This is a genomic window from Cryobacterium sp. PAMC25264 (assembly GCF_019443325.1).
Classification (GTDB): Bacteria; Actinomycetota; Actinomycetes; order Actinomycetales; family Microbacteriaceae; genus Cryobacterium.
In genome coordinates, this window is the sequence record NZ_CP080383.1 from 794,632 (window position 1) to 813,981 (window position 19,350).

16 protein-coding genes and 1 pseudogene are annotated in these 19,350 nt (G+C 68.2%); 16 read left to right on the top strand and 1 reads right to left on the bottom strand.

Annotation, left to right across the window (positions count from 1 at the left end; all coding sequences use genetic code 11):
• Nucleotides 1-33: 33 nt before the first annotated feature.
• From priA to KY500_RS03645, 6 genes are all read left to right on the top strand, one after another.
• A complete protein-coding gene (priA, locus tag KY500_RS03620; RefSeq protein ID WP_219902370.1) occupies nt 34-780 on the top strand; it encodes a bifunctional 1-(5-phosphoribosyl)-5-((5-phosphoribosylamino)methylideneamino)imidazole-4-carboxamide isomerase/phosphoribosylanthranilate isomerase PriA in 747 nt (248 codons plus the stop codon).
• Nucleotides 764-1,573 carry an SseB family protein gene (locus KY500_RS03625; protein ID WP_219902371.1) on the top strand — a complete coding sequence of 270 codons (810 nt, stop codon included), beginning with the start codon at nt 764-766 and terminating at the stop codon, nt 1,571-1,573. Before priA ends, KY500_RS03625 begins: the two co-directional genes overlap by 17 nt.
• A gap of 133 nt (nt 1,574-1,706) precedes the next feature.
• Entirely contained in the window at nt 1,707-2,156 is a 450-nt protein-coding gene (locus KY500_RS03630) for a hypothetical protein (RefSeq protein WP_219900606.1), read from the top strand.
• A 35-nt stretch (nt 2,157-2,191) separates the two neighbouring features.
• Nucleotides 2,192-3,178, top strand: coding sequence for a DDE-type integrase/transposase/recombinase (locus KY500_RS03635; protein ID WP_255579195.1), 987 nt, complete (start codon nt 2,192-2,194; stop codon nt 3,176-3,178).
• A gap of 113 nt (nt 3,179-3,291) precedes the next feature.
• On the top strand, nt 3,292-8,370 hold the full coding sequence (locus KY500_RS03640) for a DEAD/DEAH box helicase (protein WP_219902372.1): 5,079 nt from the start codon (nt 3,292-3,294) through the stop codon (nt 8,368-8,370).
• The gene (locus KY500_RS03645; RefSeq protein ID WP_219902373.1) at nt 8,363-9,199 is read left to right on the top strand and encodes a DNA-formamidopyrimidine glycosylase family protein; all 837 of its coding nucleotides are present in this window, start codon (nt 8,363-8,365) and stop codon (nt 9,197-9,199) included. The genes KY500_RS03640 and KY500_RS03645 overlap by 8 nt, the downstream gene beginning before the upstream one ends.
• 233 nt (nt 9,200-9,432) lie before the next feature.
• On the opposite strand, the gene KY500_RS03650 is transcribed toward KY500_RS03645, so the two are convergent.
• A complete protein-coding gene (locus KY500_RS03650; protein ID WP_219902374.1) occupies nt 9,433-9,783 on the bottom strand; it encodes a DUF1844 domain-containing protein in 351 nt (116 codons plus the stop codon).
• Nucleotides 9,784-10,077: 294 nt separating this feature from the next.
• Here KY500_RS03650 and infC point away from each other — a divergent pair, with 294 nt between their 5' ends.
• The 10 genes and pseudogenes from infC (at nt 10,078) to pheT (ending at nt 19,295) form a co-directional block, all read left to right on the top strand.
• A complete protein-coding gene (gene infC / locus KY500_RS03655) occupies nt 10,078-10,662 on the top strand; it encodes a translation initiation factor IF-3 (protein ID WP_084020755.1) in 585 nt (194 codons plus the stop codon).
• Entirely contained in the window at nt 10,655-10,849 is a 195-nt protein-coding gene (rpmI, locus tag KY500_RS03660) for a 50S ribosomal protein L35 (RefSeq protein WP_066594389.1), read from the top strand. The genes infC and rpmI overlap by 8 nt, the downstream gene beginning before the upstream one ends.
• Before the next feature lie 27 nt (nt 10,850-10,876).
• On the top strand, nt 10,877-11,263 hold the full coding sequence (gene rplT / locus KY500_RS03665; protein WP_066594394.1) for a 50S ribosomal protein L20: 387 nt from the start codon (nt 10,877-10,879) through the stop codon (nt 11,261-11,263).
• 108 nt (nt 11,264-11,371) lie between these two features.
• On the top strand, nt 11,372-12,172 hold the full coding sequence (locus KY500_RS03670; RefSeq protein ID WP_219902375.1) for an RNA methyltransferase: 801 nt from the start codon (nt 11,372-11,374) through the stop codon (nt 12,170-12,172).
• Nucleotides 12,173-12,273: 101 nt separating this feature from the next.
• A complete protein-coding gene (locus tag KY500_RS03675; protein WP_370626874.1) occupies nt 12,274-13,062 on the top strand; it encodes an amino acid ABC transporter ATP-binding protein in 789 nt (262 codons plus the stop codon).
• 45 nt (nt 13,063-13,107) lie between these two features.
• The gene (locus KY500_RS03680) at nt 13,108-13,980 is read left to right on the top strand and encodes a glutamate ABC transporter substrate-binding protein (protein WP_219902376.1); all 873 of its coding nucleotides are present in this window, start codon (nt 13,108-13,110) and stop codon (nt 13,978-13,980) included.
• A 126-nt stretch (nt 13,981-14,106) separates the two neighbouring features.
• Nucleotides 14,107-14,754 (top strand): amino acid ABC transporter permease, encoded by a 648-nt coding sequence (locus KY500_RS03685; RefSeq protein WP_219902377.1) that lies wholly within the window; start codon nt 14,107-14,109, stop codon nt 14,752-14,754.
• Entirely contained in the window at nt 14,751-15,674 is a 924-nt protein-coding gene (locus tag KY500_RS03690) for an amino acid ABC transporter permease (RefSeq protein WP_219902378.1), read from the top strand. Before KY500_RS03685 ends, KY500_RS03690 begins: the two co-directional genes overlap by 4 nt.
• A 48-nt stretch (nt 15,675-15,722) precedes the next feature.
• Complete coding sequence (gene pheS / locus KY500_RS03695; RefSeq protein ID WP_219902379.1) at nt 15,723-16,763, top strand: phenylalanine--tRNA ligase subunit alpha; 1,041 nt, start codon at nt 15,723-15,725, stop codon at nt 16,761-16,763.
• Nucleotides 16,763-19,295 (top strand): annotated as a pseudogene (gene pheT, locus KY500_RS03700) (phenylalanine--tRNA ligase subunit beta). Before pheS ends, pheT begins: the two are co-directional and overlap by 1 nt.
• Nucleotides 19,296-19,350: the final 55 nt, after the last annotated feature.

A 19,350-nucleotide genomic window follows, 5' to 3' on the forward strand; every position in this document is an offset into this window, starting at 1 on the left:
TACGCGGCCGCACAATCATGAAAAGGCACCACCATGAGCGAGTTCAACAAAACCCCGAAGCTGGTCCTCCTGCCGGCCGTTGACGTTTCCGACGGCAAGGCAGTGCGGCTCACCCAGGGTGAGGCCGGCACCGAGACCAACTACGGCGACCCGATGGATGCCGCGCTCGACTGGGCCAACCAGGGCGCCGAGTGGATCCACCTCGTCGACCTCGACGCAGCGTTCGGGCGGGGTAACAACACCGGTGTGCTCAAGAAGGTCATCAAGCAGCTTCGCGGCGTGAACGTGGAACTCTCCGGCGGCATCCGCGACGACAAGTCGCTCGAGGCGGCCCTGAACACCGGCGTCAAGCGCATCAACCTCGGCACCGCCGCCCTGGAAAACCCGGAGTGGGCCGCCAGCGTGATCGCTCAGTACGGCGACGCCATCGCCGTCGGCCTCGACGTGCGCGGCACGACCCTCGCCGCCCGCGGCTGGACCAAGGACGGCGGTGACCTGTGGCAGGTGCTCGAGCGGCTCGAAGAAGCCGGCTGCACCCGCTACGTCGTCACCGACGTCACCAAGGACGGCACCCTCAAGGGACCGAACATCGACCTGCTGCGCGAGGTCATGGAGCGCACCCACCGGCCCGTGATCGCATCCGGAGGCATCGCCAGCCTGGATGACATCGCGGCGCTCCGCGAGCTCGTTCCACTGGGCCTCGAGGGCGCCATCGTGGGCAAGGCCCTGTATGCGGGCGCGTTCACGCTCGCCGAGGCGCTGGATGTCTCCGGCGCATAACCTCGGCTCCACCGGCCGGCCGGAGGGCGGGGCGGACTCCGCCGGCCAGCCCTGGGCCGGCCGCTCGCTCGACCACGCCGAATTCGGCGACGACGACGGCCTGGCCCCGCCGGCGCTGCTCGACGCGCTGCAGCGGTTCCGCGCCCGGGAACTGGGGGAGGAGGGCGTGATCGACGCCCTCAGGTCGGCGCGCCTGCTCATCCCGCTGGTCACGGCTCTGGGCGCCGACGACGGGCAGGCCGAGTCTGTCGGGGAGCACGGGCTGCGGATCGACAAGACCCAGGAACTCTCCATCATCACCGTGGCCGGGCCGGACGGCCGGGCCGTGCTGCCGGTGTTCTCCTCGGCCGCCGCGATGCGCCGCTGGAACACCGAGGCCAGGCCGGTTCCCGCCGATGCCGCCCGGGTGGCCCTCGCCGCCGCGCAGGAGGACACCGACCTCGTGGTGCTCGACCCCACCTCCGGCACCGAGTTCGTCGTGCGCCGGCCGGCACTCTGGGCGATCGCGCAGTCCGCACCGTGGACCCCGAGCTATGCCAGCCGCCAGGTCGCCGCCGCGTTCGAGGAGTCCATCACGACCGAGCTCGCCGCGCTGTCGGTGAGCCTGACCGCCGGGGACCCCCAGGCCCGGCTGGCCGGCCCTGAACTCATCGTGCGCCTGGAGCTCGTCGACGGCCTCAGCCGCGCCGACCTCGACGCCACCCTGGCCCGCCTCGCCGCCCGCTGGGCCGCTGACGACGCGATCGCCACGGGCGTCGACTCCCTGCGCGTGCAACTCGTCGCCTCCGCCTGACCCGTCTCGTCCCGGCCCGGTACCTGTTGCCGAAGCGGACAATTGCACCCGGCGCACCCTGAGTGTCAGCCTGTGGTGAGACAAATCATCGTTTCATCACGGGCCGGCTGAGGGCGGGGAAGAGGACATCCAAATGGAAATGTCAGAAGTCCAAACCCGGCTTACTCGGAAGCATCATTTCACGTCTGCTGAGCGCCTCGCGATTCTTGCGCAGTGGGAGCAGTACGCGTCGACGGGCGCGGAGATCGGCGCGAAGTCCGCGTTCTGTCGCCGAGTCGGCATCGACGTTAGGTCGCTGTCGCGGTGGAGTCAGGAGAAGCGGCAGGGCCTGCTGGTCGAGACGGAACAGCGGCAGACTAAGTACGTGTTGACGAAACAGGAACGGATCGAATTTCTGCGATTGCAGAAGGAAAACGCGATCCTCAAAGCCCAGTTGGAGCAGTCCGAGAGCGCGGTGGAAGTGTTGGGAAAAGCCTCAGAGCTCTTGTCCGCGCTGGCCAAGAGCTCACAAATCCGCACCCCGCCGCTGCCGGACGAGCCAGCGATCCCGGCCGCGTTTCGGAAGCCGAAACCCACCGAGTAGCGTTCGAAACAGTCGTCGACCTGACTGCGGTGGGGATGCCGGTGGTGCGGGCCTGCGCGTTGGTCGGCTACTCGCGGGCATCGTTCTATCGGCACCGCAGCCCCCGCGCCCGCCTGGCCGCGCCGATCCCGCAGAAGGACCGGCACCAGCCGGCCACGCTCTCCACTGCGGAGAGCGCGCAGATCCTGGCGCTGATCAACACCCCTGAGTATGAGGGCTTCTCGATCTGCCAAGCCTTTTACCGGGCCTGGGATGCGGGTGTTTACCTGGCGTCGAAGTCTTCCTGGTACCGCGTCGCCCGCGCGGCCGGGCAGGTCCACGAGCGCCGCCGGCAGGCTGAGGGGTCGCCGAAGAAGATCCCCGAGCTGGTCGCGACCGCCCCGTCACAGGTGTGGTCCTGGGACATCACCAAGCTCAAGACCACGATCCGGGGCCGCTACTTCCACCTCTACGTGATCATGGACATCTACTCGCGTCGCGTCGTGGGCTGGCGGCTGGAGGCCTACGAGGATGGTGACCTCGCCGAAGAACTGATCCAAGAAGCGGTCACCGCGAACCACGGCGTCGCGCCGAACTCTCTGCACTCGGATAACGGTGCTGCGATGGTGAGCACACCGGTGTCCTTACTGCTGGAGAAACTCGGCGTCGATAAGTCCTTCTCCCGGCCCAAAGTCTCCAACGACAACCCCTACAGCGAAGCGTTATTCAAGACCGCGAAATACGATCTCGCGTTCCCTGAGATCTTCGACACGACCGATGACGCCCGCGCCTACTTCGACTGGTTCTTCCACGAATACAACCAGAACCACCGCCACTCCGGCATCGCCTGGAACACCCCCAACGACGTTCACTACGGCCGCACCGACCGAGTGACCCGCCGCAGAAGCCAAGTCCTCAACACCGCATTCCGAACGCATCCAGAACGCTACGCCCAACACCCCAAGCCCCCGGCCCTACCGGGCCGGGTATGCATCAACGACCCCCGCCAAAAACCCAAACCCAACCTGTCTCAAACAGGTTGACAAATACCGCGCACCGGGTGCAGATGTCCGAACGGGGAACAGTTGGGGCGGCATCGGCGTATGACGGGGGCGGCATCCGGTGCGATGTCAGGGGTATCGGGGAGGATAGGGAGATGACGGAGATTCTCCAGCGCCTCTCGCCGGCTACCCGCACGTGGTTCACCGGCGCGTTCGACGCTCCCACCGAAGCGCAGCTCGGCGCCTGGGAGGCCATCTCCCGCGGTTCGCACACCCTCGTCGTCGCCCCCACCGGGTCGGGCAAGACCCTGGCCGCGTTCCTCTGGGCACTCGACCGGCTGTACTCGGCCTCCACGGGCGGGCCGGCTGCGACGGATGCCGTGCCCGGCGCTGCGCTAACCTCCGCTGAAACTGGCGCACGAGCCGTTTCCGCATCCGCGGCACCCACGGCACCCAACGCATCCGCGGCCCCCACCGCACCCACCGGCACCCGGGTGCTCTACATCTCGCCGCTGAAGGCCCTCGGTGTGGACGTGGAACGCAACCTGCGCGCCCCGCTCGTGGGCATCGGCCAGGCCGCAGAGCGGCTGGGCCTGGCGCCGGTGCGGGTGACCGTGGGCGTCCGGAGTGGCGACACCCCGGCGGCCGACCGCCGCACCCTCGTCAAGACGCCGCCCGAGATCCTCATCACCACGCCCGAGTCGCTCTTTCTCATGCTCACCTCCGCCGCCCGGGAGACCCTCCGCGGCGTGGACACGGTGATCATCGATGAGATTCACGCCGTCGCGGCCAGTAAGCGCGGCGCGCACCTCGCCGTGTCGCTGGAGCGCCTGGACGCCTTGCTGGCCAAGCCCGCCCAGCGCATCGGCCTGTCCGCCACGGTGCGGCCGGCCTCCGAGGTGGCCCGGTTTCTCGGCGGGCAGGCACCCGTGGAGATCGTGGCGCCGAAGAACGAGAAGCGCTTCGACCTGCGCGTCATCGTGCCCGTCGACGACATGACCCAGCTCGGTGCGGTGCCCACCCCGGAGGGTGCCACCTCCGCCGCGGCCCCGCAGACCGGGTCGATCTGGCCGCATGTGGAGGAGGCGATCGTGGATGCCGTGCTCGCGCACTCCTCCTCGATCGTCTTCGCCAACTCCCGGCGCCTGGCCGAGCGGCTCACGGCCCGGTTCAACGAGATCTACAGCGAGCGGCTCGACGCGGCCGAGGAGGCTCAGCTCGTCCTCGCGGGCGCGGATGGCGTCGCGGGCGCGGACGGCGTCGCGGGCGCGGACGCCGTGGGGGGCACAGCCGTCGCACGCTCGGCCGTCGCGGCGCCGGCTCGGCCGCCCGCCGAACTGATGGGCGGCAGCGGCCAGACCGAGGGCGCCGAGCTGCTGCTGGCGCGCGCCCACCACGGATCGGTGAGCAAAGAGCAGCGGGCCATGATCGAGGACGACCTCAAGTCCGGCAGGCTCCGCTGCGTGGTGGCCACCTCGAGCCTGGAGCTCGGCATCGACATGGGCGAGGTCGACCTGGTGGTGCAGGTGGAGTCGCCGCCGTCGGTGGCCAGCGGCTTGCAGCGCGTGGGTCGGGCCGGGCATCAGGTCGGCGAGGTTTCCCGCGGCATCATCTTCCCCAAACACCGGGCCGACCTGATCCACGCCACCGTCGCGGCCGAGCGGATGGTGTCAGGCATGATCGAATCGATGCAGGTGCCCGCCAACCCGCTTGACATCCTCGCCCAGCAGACCATCGCCGCTGTCGCCCTCGAACCGATCGACGCCGAAGAGTGGTTCGACGCCGTGCGGCGCAGCGCCCCGTTCGCGACCCTGCCGCGCTCGGCCTACGAGGCCACCCTCGACCTGCTCGCCGGCCGATACCCGTCCGACCAATTCGCCGAACTGCGGCCGCGGATCATCTGGGACCGCGACTCCGGGCTTCTCACCGGTCGGCCCGGCGCCCAGCGACTGGCCGTCACGAGCGGCGGCACCATCCCCGACCGTGGCCTGTTCGGGGTGTTCATGGTTGGCGGCGACTCGGCCACCGGCCGCCGGGTGGGCGAGCTCGACGAGGAAATGGTCTACGAGTCCCGCGTTGGCGACGTGTTCGCGCTCGGAGCCACGAGCTGGCGCATCCAGGAGATCACCCACGACCGGGTGCTCGTGCTGCCCGCATTCGGCGAACCCGGCCGGCTCCCGTTCTGGAAGGGCGACGGCCTGGGCCGGCCCGCCGAACTCGGCGCGGCCATCGGCGCGTTCCTCCGCGAGGTGTCGGCGCTCACCCCGGCGAAGGCCCGGGCGCGTTGCCTGGCCGTGGGCCTGGACGAGCGGGCGGTCACCAATCTGCTCGCCTTCCTCGAGGAACAGCGCGCCGCCACCCGCTACCTGCCCACCGACCAGACTCTCGTCGTCGAACGGTTCCGCGACGAACTCGGCGACTGGCGGGTCATCCTGCACTCGCCGTTCGGCCTCACCGTGCACGCGCCGTGGGCCCTCGCCGTGGGAGCCCGGGTGCGGGAGCGCTTCGGCATCGACGGCGCCTGCGTCGCCAGCGACGACGGGATCGTCGTGCGCATCCCCGACACCGAGTCTGAGCCACCCGGGGCCGACCTCTTCGTCTTCGACCCCGACGAACTCGAGCAACTCGTCACCGACGAGGTCGGCGGCTCCGCCCTGTTCGCCTCCCGGTTCCGCGAGTGCGCGGCCCGGGCGCTGCTCTTGCCCCGGTACCGGCCGGGCAGCCGCTCGCCGCTCTGGCAGCAACGCCAGAAGGCGTCCCAGCTGCTCGATGTGGCCCGCGAATACCCGTCGTTCCCGATCATCCTCGAGACCATCCGCGAATGCCTGCAGGATGTCTACGACCTGCCCGCCCTTTTGGCGCTGACCAGGCAGGTGGCCAGCCGCGCCATCCGGTTGGTAGAGACCAGCACCGACTCGGCCAGCCCATTCGCCAACGCGCTGCTGTTCGGCTACGTCGCCGCGTTCATGTACGAGGGTGATTCGCCGCTGGCCGAACGCCGCGCCACGGCCCTGTCGATCGACTCCGGCCTGCTCGCCGAACTGCTCGGCCGGGTAGAGCTGCGTGAGCTGCTCGACCCCGTCGTGATCGAACGCACCGACGCCGAACTGCAGCGCCTCGCCCCCGACCGCCGTGCCCGCGGGCTGGAGGGGGTCGCGGACCTGCTCCGCGGCCTCGGACCGCTTACCGTCGCCGAGGTCGCCGCGCGGCTGCAGGCCGCCGGTGTGCCCGGGACCGATGAGGCGACGGATGCGGGGGAGCGGGTGGCCGACACCACGGTCGGCACCGACGCCCCGGCCGACTCCGACGCGACCGACGGACCCGACGCATCCGCACCCCCCGAGCCGCCCGCTGCCGGCGAGGCCGAGGCGCGCGCCCACCTCGACGCCCTCACCGCCGCCCGGCGCGCCCTCAAGGTGGGCATCGCCGGCGAGGAACGCTGGGCGGTGATCGAGGACGCCGGCCGGTTGCGCGACGCTCTCGGCGTGCCGCTCGCCCCGGGCATCCCCGAGGCCTTCACCGAGAGTGTGAAAGACCCGCTCGGCGACCTCGTCAGCCGGTACGCCCGCACCCACGGCCCGTTCACCACCGCCGACGTGGCCACCCGGTTCGGGTTCGGCACCGCCATCGCGCTGGGCGCGCTGCGCCGGCTGGCGGATGCGCGGCGCATCGTCGAGGGGGAATTCCGTCCACACGGCAGCGGCAGCGAATGGTGCGATGCCGAGGTGCTTCGGCGGCTGCGCCGGCGCTCGCTCGCGGCGTTGCGGCACGAGATCGAGCCCGTCGACCAGGCCACCCTCGGCCGGTTCCTGCCGGCCTGGCAGCATGTCGGCGGCAAGCTGCGCGGGGTGGACGGCGTCGTCTCCGTGATCGAACAGCTCGAGGGCGCCCGCATCCCGGCGTCCGCCTGGGAGACCCTGATCCTGCCCGCCCGGGTGAGCGACTACCACCCGGGCATGCTCGACGAACTCACCAATGCCGGTGAGGTGCTCTGGGCCGGCGCCGGCACGCTGGCCGGCAACGACGGCTGGGTAAGCCTGCACCTGACCGACACCGCACCGCTCACCTTGCCCGTTCCCACCGAACTGGAGACCACCCCGTTGCAGCGGGAGATCCTCGCCACACTGGGCGGCGGCGGGGGCTATTTCTTCCGGCAGCTCGCCGACTCGGTCGGCAGCCAGGACGACGGTGAGCTCGTCGAGGCGCTCTGGGACCTCGTTTGGTCCGGCCTGGTGAGCAACGACACCTTCGCCCCCGTGCGCTCGCTGGTCTCCGGCGGCAAGTCGGCGCATTCCACGCGCCGCGCCGCGCCGCGCGCCCGGCTGCACCGCGGTCGCGCTCTGCCGCGGGCCACCATGCCCAGCCGGCAGGGACCGCCCACGGTCTCCGGCCGCTGGTCGATCGTGCCCGTCGCCGACACCTCCTCCACCCGCCGCGCGCACGCCCTGGGCGAGACCATGCTTGAACGCTACGGCGTCGTCACCCGCGGCGCCGTCATGGGCGAGAACGTGCTCGGCGGCTTCGCCTTGGTCTACAAGACCCTCAGCGGCTTCGAGGAGATGGGCCGGTGCCGCCGGGGCTACTTCGTCGAGGGGCTCGGCGCCTCCCAGTTCGCCACCGCGGGCACCATCGACCGGATGCGCGGCTACGTCGACCAGCAGGAGCGCGCCGAGCGCGGCGACCGGTCGGCGCCCACCGCGGTGACCCTCGCCGCCACCGACCCGGCCAATCCCTACGGCGCCGTGCTGCCGTGGCCCGTGCTGCCCGAGGGCACCGGGCACCGGCCGGGGCGCAAGGCCGGCGGCCTCGTCGTGCTCGTCGACGGGCACCTGGTGCTCTACGTGGAGCGTGGTGGCAAGTCGATGCTCGTATTCGACCCCGCTGCCACGTCTAACGACGCCGATGCCGCCAGCGCTGCCGGGCTGGACCCGGGCGCCGGCGACTCCGGCGCCGAGACGTACGGCGGATCGCGAACCGCGTCCGCGCGCTCGACCCCGGCACGATCGGCCTCGGGGTCTTCGGGGACCGGCCACACGGGCGCGCAGCGGGTGGCGCCGTCCGAAACCGTGCTGGCGGCTGTCCGGTCACTGGCCGCGACGGTCACCAGCGGACGGGTGGCCAAGCTCACGGTGGAAACCGTGAACGCGGACTTCGTGCTCGGCACCACGGTGGGCGATGCCCTGCGCACGGCAGGTTTCACCGAGACACCGCGGGGGCTGAGACTCAGTGCCTGAGGGCGATACCGTCTACCGCAGCGCCCGCACCCTTGATGAAGCGCTGCGCGGCGCCACACTCACCCGGTGCGACATCCGGGTGCCGGCCTTTGCCACCGTCGACCTGACCGGTCAGACGGTGCACGAGGTGATCAGCCGCGGCAAACACTTGATGGCGCACGTGGGGGAGACCAGCATCCACTCGCACCTGAAGATGGAGGGCACCTGGCACCTCTACCGGCACGAAACGAAGTGGCAGCGGCCGGCCTTCCAGGCTCGCATCGTGCTGGAAACCGCGGACTGGGTGGCCGTGGGGTTCGAGCTGGGCACCCTTGAACTCTTTCCCACCGCGGAGGACGAGCAGCACCTCGGTTACCTTGGCCCCGACCTGCTCGGCCCGGACTGGGCTGCAGAGGAGGCGGTACGCCGACTGCGTGCGGCCGGCGACAGCGCCGCGGGGACCAGCCCGGCCGGAGTCAGCGCGCCCGGCGTCAGCGTGGGGGAGAGGCCCGTGGCCGTGGCCCTGGGCGACCAGCGCAACCTCGCCGGTCTCGGCAACGTCTACGTGAACGAAGTCTGTTTTCTGCGCGGGTTGCTGCCGACCCGGCCGATCAGCGAGGTCGCCGACGTGGACGGCCTGGTCGCGTTGGCGCACCGGCTGATCACGGCCAACCGGGACCGCTCGGAGCGCACCACAACCGGTAACTTGCGTCGGGGGATGCGCACCTTCGTGTACGGTCGCGAACGCCAGCCCTGCCGGCGCTGCGGCACGCGAATTCGGAGCGGCGAGCTGGGCCGCAGCGAGCTCGAGAAGCGGGTCACCTACTGGTGCCCGCGTTGCCAAACCTGAGGTGCGCGCGTGTCGCGCCCACCCGTCGGTCGAGCGTGTCGAGCTGTGGGGGCGCTTCGCGCCCGGGTGGTCGGCGGAAGCGCACTTCCTTAGGAGACCTGGCGACGTGCGCGCATGTCGCGCCCACCCGTCGGTCGAGCTAGTCGAGACCCCGCGAGGGTGTCTTACGGGGTCTCGACGGGCTCGACCAGCGTGTTTGTTGCGTTGGCGAGGTCGTCTTGCGAGGAGGGGACCTAGTTGACCGGGCCGGTGAACTTCTCTCCGGGGCCCTGGCCGATCGGGTCGGGGATGGCGGATGCCTCACGGAACGCCAGCTGCAACGAGCGCAGTCCATCGCGCAAGCTCCGCGCGTGCATGTCCGAGATGTCGGGGGCGGCTGCCGTGATCAGGCCGGCGAGGGCCGTGATCAGCTTGCGCGCCTCATCCAGATCGATCTGGGTGTCGGGGTCGTCGGCGAGCCCGACCTTGACCGCCGAGGCGCTCATCAGATGCACCGCCGCGGTCGTGATGATCTCCACCGCCGCCACATCCGCGATGTCCCTGGTTGCCTGGCCGGATGAATCCTGGTCGAAATTGTCGCTCACTGTTTTCCTCTGCTATGCTTACCCGGGCTCCGAGATGAAAGTCTCGGTACGAAAGTGGATAATCTCCCACCCGCGCTTGACCGCTTCATAAAGGTTACCGGGTAGTTTGCACTCCGCCGTCGCTTGCTGTTTTCCAGCGTGCACGGTAGATAGGGTGCCGCACGTGGTTGATGAGTGACAGAACAAGGAAATGTTCTGAAGCTCGGGAATTGCGCGCGCGATTGTCTCCTCTTCGTCTCCGGACGACATCCGTTGTCAGGCTGTAGCCACGATGCTTGAGTAGAGGAGAGACGCATCAGCGATCCCCGTACAAATGACCGTATCCGCGTCCCCGAAGTCCGTCTCGTTGGTCCCAACGGCGAACAGGTTGGGGTCGTGGCGATTGATGTCGCCCTGCGCCTGGCACAGGAGGCTGACCTCGATCTGGTCGAAGTAGCCCCCACGTCCAAGCCGCCGGTCGCGAAGATCATGGATTACGGCAAGTTCAAGTACGAAGCTGCGCAGAAGGCGAAAGAAGCCCGGCGCAACCAGGCGAACACGATCCTCAAAGAGGTTCGCTTCCGCCTCAAGATTGATAAGCACGACTACGAGACCAAGCGCAAGCGCGCCGAAGGCTTCCTGAAGGCCGGCGACAAGGTCAAGGCCATGATTCTGTTCCGTGGCCGTGAACAGTCCCGTCCCGACCAGGGTGTACGTCTGCTTCAGAGATTTGCCGAGGATGTCGCGGAGTTCGGTTCTGTGGAATCGAGCCCGACCATCGACGGTCGAAACATGGTCATGGTGATTGGCCCGCTGAAGAACAAATCAGAGGCCAAGGCAGAGGCCAATGCACATAGAGCTGCTGACAAAGCAGCCAAACAGGAGGAAAAGAATGCCTAAGCAGAAGACCCACTCTGGGACAAAGAAGCGTTTCAAGGTCACTGGCTCCGGCAAGATCATGAAGCAGCAGGCCGGACTTCGCCACAACCTCGAGGTCAAGAGCACGCAGCGCAAGTCCCGCCTGAACCAGGACCAGGTTCTCGCCAAGGCCGACGTCAAGGCCATCAAGAAGCTTCTCGGCCACTAGGCCCCGTACCCCTAAAGGAATTAGAAAATGGCAAGAGTAAAGAGGGCCGTCAACGCCCACAAGAAGCGTCGCGTAATTCTTGAGCGCGCCGAGGGTTACCGCGGTCAGCGTTCACGTCTGTACCGCAAGGCCAAGGAGCAGGTCACTCACTCCCTCGTCTACAGCTACCGTGACCGTCGTGCACGCAAGGGTGACTTCCGTCGCCTGTGGATCCAGCGCATCAACGCTGCGTCCCGCGCGAACGGCCTGACCTACAACCGCCTCATCCAGGGCCTCGCCCTGGCCGGCATCCAGGTCGACCGCCGCATCCTCGCCGACCTCGCCGTCACCGAGCCCGCCACCTTCGCGGCCATCGTGGCCAGCGCCAAGGCAGCACTGCCCGCTGACACCTCCGCACCCAAGGTTGCCAAGTAGTCAGACAGCTTTTCCTCAACGGGAGCGATCGCCATCGGCGGTCGCTCCCGTTTTGTCTGCCCGGCGGGGCATTCTGTGCTCGACGGGCGGGGCACCTAAACTGGGTGCATGCTAGATAACCCCCGATCTCCTCGCGTGCGTGCCGTCGCGAAACTTGCGAACCGAGCCGCCCGCTCCGAGACGGGACTGTTCCTCCTCGAAGGCCCGCAGGCCGTCTCCGAAGCCCTCACCTTCCGCCCCGAACTCGTCGTGGAGCTCTACGCCACCCCGACCGCACTCGAGCGGTACACCGAGATCGGCGAGGCCGCAGTAGCCGCCGGCGTGGATGTGGAGTTCGTCACCGAGCAGGTGCTCGAGACCATGGCCGACACGGTCACCCCGCAGGGCTTCATCGCCGTCTGCCACCAATTCCCCACCTCGATCAAGAAGATCTTCGCCAACGAGCCCAAGCTCATCGCGATCCTCGAAGAGGTGCGCGACCCGGGTAACGCCGGCACGATCATCCGGGCAGCGGATGCCGCGGGCGCCGACGCCGTGATCTTCACCGGCCGCAGCGTGGACCTGTACAACCCCAAGGTGGTGCGCTCGTCCACCGGCTCGATCTTCCACCTGCCCGTCGCCGTGGGCGTCACCCTGGCCGACGTGCGCGAGCGTGCGAAGTTCGCCGGTATGCAGATTCTCGCCGCAGACATCAAGGGCGACGACCTCCTCGAGGCCCGCAACAGCGGCTTGCTCGCGGGTCCCACCGCCTGGCTGTTCGGTAACGAAGCCCGTGGTCTCACCGAGGAAGACTTGGCGATGGCGGACCGCGCGATTAGCGTTCCCATCTACGGAAACGCCGAATCGATGAACCTTGCGACCGCCGCATCCGTCTGCCTGTACGAGAGCGCTTTCTCGCAGCGCGCCTAGCATCTTTCCCGGTCGGGCGTCTATTACGTTTGGGTTACCGACCGGGTTAATGCCGGGGCAAAGGTGGTCTGTCTGGCACACCCGGGCCTAAGTTGGTGGGTATGGAGCCAACAGACGCATCACCGGCGACGTCCAACATCACTGTCCGCCGGGGGGAACCCCTGGTCGTCATCACGGACGTCAACAAGAACTACGGGGACCTGCACGTTCTGAAGAACATCAACGCCACGGTCAACCGTGGCGAGGTCGTGGTGGTCATCGGCCCGAGCGGATCGGGCAAGTCCACCCTCTGTAGGGCGATAAACCGCCTCGAGACCATCGACAACGGCACGATCACCATCGACGGCAAGGAACTGCCCAGCGAGGGCAAGGCCCTCGCGCAGCTGCGGGCCGATGTCGGCATGGTCTTCCAGGCGTTCAACCTGTTCGCGCACAAGACCGTGCTCGAGAACGTGACGCTCGGCCCCATCAAGGTGCGCGGCATGAGCAAAGCGGATGCCGAGACGAAGGCCATGGCGCTGCTCGAACGCGTCGGCGTGGCCAATCAGGCCAAGAAGATGCCCTCCCAGCTCTCCGGCGGTCAGCAGCAGCGTGTGGCCATCGCCCGCGCCCTGGCGATGGACCCCAAGCTGATCCTCCTCGACGAGCCCACGAGCGCGCTCGACCCCGAGATGATCAACGAGGTGCTCGAGGTCATGGTGGACCTCGCGAACGAGGGCATGACGATGATCGTCGTGACCCACGAGATGGGCTTTGCCCGCCGCGCCGCTGACAGGGTCATCTTCATGGCCGAGGGCGACATCGTGGAGGAGACCACCCCCGAGAAGTTCTTCACCAACCCCCAGAGCTCGAGAGCGAAAGACTTCCTCTCTAAAATACTTGCCCACTAATCGGTCGGCGAGACACACAGCACCCACAGCACCTAGGAGGAAACCATGAGACGCAACAAGGGTCTAATGATCTCAGCCATTGCCCTGGTCGGCGCTTTCGCGTTGACCGGATGCACCGATTCCGGCGCCAGCACGCCGTCGGCCGCACCCGTTGAGGAAGATGTCACGTTCGAGGCAGGCACCACGATGGCCGCCCTGAACGAAGCCGGCGAAATCACCATCGGCACCAAGTTCGACCAGCCCCTCTTCGGTCTCAAGGGCCCGGATGGAACCCCCGTCGGTTTCGACGTCGAAATCGGCAAGCTCATTGCAGCGAAGCTCGGCATCGAGCCGTCGAACATCAAGTGGACAGAGACCGTCTCCGCCAACCGGGAGCCGTTCATCCAGAACGGCCAGGTGGACATCGTGGTGGCCACCTACACGATCAACGACGCACGCAAGGAAGTTGTCTCCTTCGCGGGCCCCTACTATGAGGCCGGTCAGGACCTGCTCGTTCTTGCGGGCAACGAGGCCAAGATCACCGGACCCGAAGACCTCGCTGACAAGAAGGTCTGCACGGTCAGTGGCTCCACCTCGGAGAAGAACATCGCGGCCTACACGGCCAACATCATCGCCACCGACACGTACTCCAACTGCCTCGGCCCGCTGCGCAGCGGCGAAGTCGACGCCGTCACCACCGACAACGTGATCCTGGCCGGCCTCGCCGACCAGAACGCCGGTGAGTTTGAGGTCGTCGGCAACCCGTTCACCGCCGAGCCCTACGGCATCGGCCTGGCCAAGGACGACACCGAGTTCCGCAACTTCATCAACGACGTGCTCGAGGAGTCCTACGACGACGGAACCTGGGCAGCGGCCTGGGAGGCCACCGCGGGTTCAGTGCTCGAGACGCCGGAACCCCCGGCGGTCGACCGCTACTAGCAGCATCGCTCGATCCGATCGGGGTGGCCGCACCGGCCGCCCCGATCGGCAGTTCTCCCCGTACAACGACCAGCACGCTCTGGTCCCGAATCCGGTCTCGTACCGACATCAAAGAGGAGGTGAGTCTTGGACGCAGTCATCGAAAACCTGCCGCTCTTTCTGGAAGGCTTCAAGAACACGCTCGGGTTGCTGATTCTGTCCGGACTCGGAGCGTTGGTGCTGGGAGTATTCGTGGCCGCCCTGCGTATTTCGCCCGTGGCATCCTTCCGGGGTTTTGCCACCGTCTACACCGAGATCGTGCGAAACACTCCGCTCACCCTCGTGCTGTTCTTCTGTGCTTTCCTGCTGCCCTACCTCCAGTTCTCGCCCGGCTACTTCCCGCTGGCGCTGATCGGTCTCACGGTCTACACCTCGCCATTCGTGGCCGAGGCGCTCCGGTCCGGCATCAACGGCGTCCCTGTCGGCCAGGCCGAGGCGGCGCGCAGTGTGGGCCTCACCTTCGGTCAGTCGCTCAGTTACGTGATCATGCCCCAGGCCGTCCGGATGGTGATCCCGCCGCTGATCAACGTCTTCATCGCCCTGACGAAGAACACTTCGGTCGCCGGTGCATTCTTCGTGTTCGAACTCTTCGGCGCCGGCCGCCAGGTGACGAACGACCGCGGTGATGAGGTCATCGCGATCCTGCTCGCGGTCGCGTTCTTCTACCTGATCATCACGGTCACGCTCGGCCAGATCGCCGGTCGAGTGGAAAAGAAAGTGGCGGTGCTGCGATGAGTTCGGTTCTCTACGACGCCCCAGGGCCCAAGGCACGACGTCGATCCCGCGTGATCTCGGTGGTCGGGATACTCCTCGTTCTGGGGATCCTAGCCTGGCTTGTCCTGGCACTGGGCGCTCCTAAGCCGAGCGCCAACGGAGCCGTTCAGCCTGGACTGTGGGACGCCACCCGCTGGGATGTCTTCACCGACGTGCAGGTCTGGCGTCAGCTCGGACTCGGTGTGTTGGCGACCCTCCGCATGGCCGGGGTAGCCGCCGTTCTGGCCATTGTTCTCGGGATTCTGTTCTCTTTCGGCCGGTCAGCGGATCACAAGGCCATCAGGATCCCCACCACGGTCATCCTCGAATTCGTTCGTGGGCTCCCGGTGCTGCTGATGATGCTTTTCATCCTGCTGGTCTTCGCCACCGGTGCCTACTGGGCCGGTGTGCTGGGCCTCGGAATCTACAACGGGGCAATCATCGGAGAGGCGCTCCGGGCCGGCATCCAGTCTCTGCCCCGCGGGCAGCGCGAGGCCGGTCTGGCCATCGGCCTGACGCCCCTGTCCACCCGATTCCGTATCGAGTTCCCACAGGCCTTCCGTCAGATGCTGCCGATCATCATCGCTCAGCTCGTCGTGTTGCTCAAGGACACCTCCCTGGCCTTCATCGTCGGCTACAGCGAGTTGTTGCGCACGGGGGTCTACAACCTGCCCAATTTCTTCGGCAATCGCTATGCCTTCTCGTTCTTCTTGGTGGTGTTGGCGATCTATCTGGCCATGAACCTGTCGCTGTCCTGGTTCGCACGATTCATCGCCCGGCGTTCGGGACCCAAGGCCGGCAAGCTCGTCGATCCCGAGCCCACCTTGACCCCGCGGGATACCCTCTCGTCAGTGCGAGGCAGCTATTCCACAGGCGAAAGCGGGGGAGCGGGCGCAGCCTGATCCGGCAGGAACTGTCGGGAGTGGGGCGCGGCACTAAACTTGGGTCTCGTGTCTGCCCCCACTGAAATAACCGAACCCGTCGTCACCGCGGCCGTCGACGCCGCCCTCGCGGCGATCGAGTCCGCGACTGACTCCGCCGCCCTCAAGGCCGTGCGCTCGGCGCACGTCGGCGAGGCCTCGCCGCTGGCCGCCCTGAACGCCCTGATGCGCAGCGTGCCCGGCGACCAGAAGGCCGCCGCCGGCAAGCTCGTCGGCCAGGCTCGGGCCCGGGTCACCCAGGCGCTGAACGCCCGCGAAGCCCAGATCGTCGAAGCCGAGGCCACCGCCCAGCTCGCCGCCGAGACCGTGGACGTCACCGCCGCCGCCTCCACCTGGCGGGCCGGCGCCCGGCACCCGCTCACCCTGCTGCAGGAACGTGTCTCCGACGTGTTCGTGGGCATGGGCTGGGAGGTCGCCGAAGGCCCAGAGCTCGAGAGCGAATGGTTCAACTTCGACGCGCTCAACTTCGACGAGGACCACCCGGCCCGCGCGATGCAGGACACCTTCTTCATCGACCCGCCCGAGGCGCACCTGGTACTGCGCACCCACACCTCGCCGGTGCAGATGCGCGCGCTGCTCGGCAACGAACCCCCCGTCTACCGCATCTCTCCAGGCCGGGTCTACCGCACCGACGAGCTCGACGCCACGCACACCCCGGTCTTCCACCAGATCGAGGGCATCGCCGTGGACAAGGGCCTCACCATGGCGCACCTGCGCGGCACCCTCGATCACTTCGTCAAGGCCCTCTTCGGCGAGGAAGCCAAGGTGCGCCTGCGCCCCAACTACTTCCCGTTCACCGAGCCGAGCGCCGAGCTCGACCTCTGGCACCCCACCTTCAAGGACGGTGCCCGCTGGATCGAGTGGGGCGGCTGCGGCATGGTCAACGCCAATGTGCTGCGCTCGGCCGGGATCGACCCCGAGGTCTACTCCGGATTCGCGTTCGGCGTGGGCGTCGAACGAGCACTGATGTTCCGCAACGATGTGAAGGATATGCACGACATGGTCGAAGGCGACGTTCGGTTCAGCCAGCAGTACGGGATGACCGTCTGATGCGCGTTCCCCTGAGCTGGCTCGGCGAATTCGTCGACCTCACTCCTGGCACCACCCCCGAAGACGTCCACGCGGCGCTCGTGAGCGTGGGCCTGGAGGAAGAAGAGATCCACCGCTTCGAGCTGACCGGACCCATCGTGGTCGGCCAGGTTCTCGAGTTCGTCGGTGAAGAGCAGACCAACGGCAAGACCATCAACTGGTGCCAGGTGCGCGTGGCAGCGGATGGCGAACTCGCCGCCGACGGCGGCCCGGCCATCCACGGCATCGTCTGCGGTGCGCACAACTTCGTCGTCGGCGACAAGGTCGTCGTGACCCTGCCCGGCGCGGTGCTGCCCGGCCCGTTCCGATCGCCCCCCGCAAGACCTACGGCCACGTGTCGGACGGCATGATCGCGTCGGCCCGGGAGCTCGGCCTCGGCGACGAGCACGCCGGCATCCTGGTGCTCGGCGACCTCGGTCTCGACCCTGAAATCGGCACGGATGCGATCAGCCTGCTGGGCCTGGACGACTCCGCCGTGGAGATCAACGTCACCCCCGACCGCGGCTACGCGTTCTCCATCCGCGGCGTGGCCCGCGAATACTCGCACGCCACCGGCGCGACCTTCCGCGACCCCGCCCTCGCCGTCACGGCGACCGCCTCCACCGAGGTCTTCCCGGTCTCGATCGACGATGCCGCACCCATCCGCAATCGTGTCGGCGCGAGCGTCTTCGTCACCCGCGTGGTGCGCGGCGTCGACCCCGCCAAGCCGGCACCGGCCTGGCTGATCGCCCGGCTCAAGCTGGCCGGCATCCGTTCGATCTCGCTGATCGTGGACATCACCAACTACGTGATGATCGAACTCGGCCAGCCGATCCACGGTTACGACCTCGACAAGCTCACGGGCGGACTCGTCGTGCGCCGCGCGCAGCCGGGCGAGAAACTCGTCACCCTCGACGACGTCACCCGCACCCTCAACGCCGAAGACCTGCTGATCACCGACGGATCGGGCCCCATCGGCCTGGCCGGCGTGATGGGCGGGGCGACGACCGAGATCGGCTCCGGAACCACCAATGTGCTGATCGAAGCCGCGAACTTCGACCCGGTGTCGATCGCGCGCACCGCCCGCCGGCACAAGCTGCCCAGCGAGGCCTCGCGTCGCTTCGAACGCGGCGTCGACCCCGCCGTCGCCGCCGTCGCAGCCGCCCGCGTGGTGCAGCTGCTCGTGGAGCTTGCCGGGGGAGTGGCCGACGGACTCGGATCGCTGCACGACGCGACTCCGGAGCGCGCCGCCATCGACCTGCCCACCGGTTTCGTCTCCGGCCTCATCGGCCTGGAGTACACCCGCGAGGAGGTGCGCACCTCGCTGGCCGAGATCGGCGCCTCGATGTCGGAAACCCCGATGGCCTCGCCGTGACCGCACCAAGCTGGCGCCCGGACCTCACCGACAAGTGGACCCTCGCCGAGGAGGTCGCCCGCATCGTCGGTTACGACCGCATCCCCTCGGTGCTACCCGTCGCCCCGCCCGGCCGCGGCCTCACCCGCACCCAGCAGCTCAAGCGGTCGGTCGCCACGGTGCTCGCCGCCACCGGCCACACCGAGGTGCTGGCCTACCCGTTCGTCGCCGAGAAAGCCAACAACCTCTTCGGTGACCCGGTCGACACGACAGTGCCGCAGGTGAAGGTCGCCAATCCGCTCGACGGCGAGGCGCCCTTCATGCGCACCTCGATGCTGCCGGGCCTGCTGCAGATCGCCCACCGCAACCTGTCCCGCGGCCTCACCGACCTGGCCATCTTCGAGCTCGGCTCGGTCTTCCGCCCCGTCGCGGGCGTCGGCTACGGCAGCGCCGTGGTGCCACCGGCCGCCGTGCGCCCCAGCGCCGAGGTCGAGGCCCAGCTGAACGCCGGCCTCCCGCCGCAGCCGTTCACCGCCGGCATCGTGCTGCTCGGCAACACCGTGCGCCACCAGCCCGGCCAGGCGCCCATCACCGCATCCTGGCAAGACGCCCTCACGGCCGTGAAGCAGATCGGCCTGGCCGTCGGCCTGCCGATCCAGGTTCGTCAGGGCACCCACAAGGCCATGCACCCCGGCCGCACCGCCGAGCTCTTCGTGGCGACGGATGCGGGCGAGCGCTCGGTCGGCTACGCGGGTGAACTGCTGCCCGCGGTGGCCAAGGACGCCGATCTGCCCGCCGTGGTCGCGGTCGTCGAACTCGACCTGTCCGCCGTGTTCGCCCAGGTGACCGGTGAGCTGCAGGCCACCGTGATCGGCACCAAGCCGGCCGCCACCCAGGACCTCTCGCTCGTCGTCGACGCCCACGTCGCCGCCGGCGCCGTGCTGGACGCCGTGCGCCAGGGCAGCGGAGACCTGTTGGAGAGCATCGAACTGGTCGACGACTATCGCGGAACCGGCATCGAGCCGGGCCAGAAGTCGCTCACTTTCGCCCTGCGCTTCCGCGCGCCCGACCGCACCCTCACCGCGGCCGAGGCCAGCGACGCCAAGCTGGCCGGCGTGCAGCTGGCCGCCGCCCGCCACGGAGCGCACCTGCGCGAGTAGCGGCAGCAGCGCTTGAACGGCCCCGTTCCGGCCCGTCGTCCCGCCTGGCGGGCCG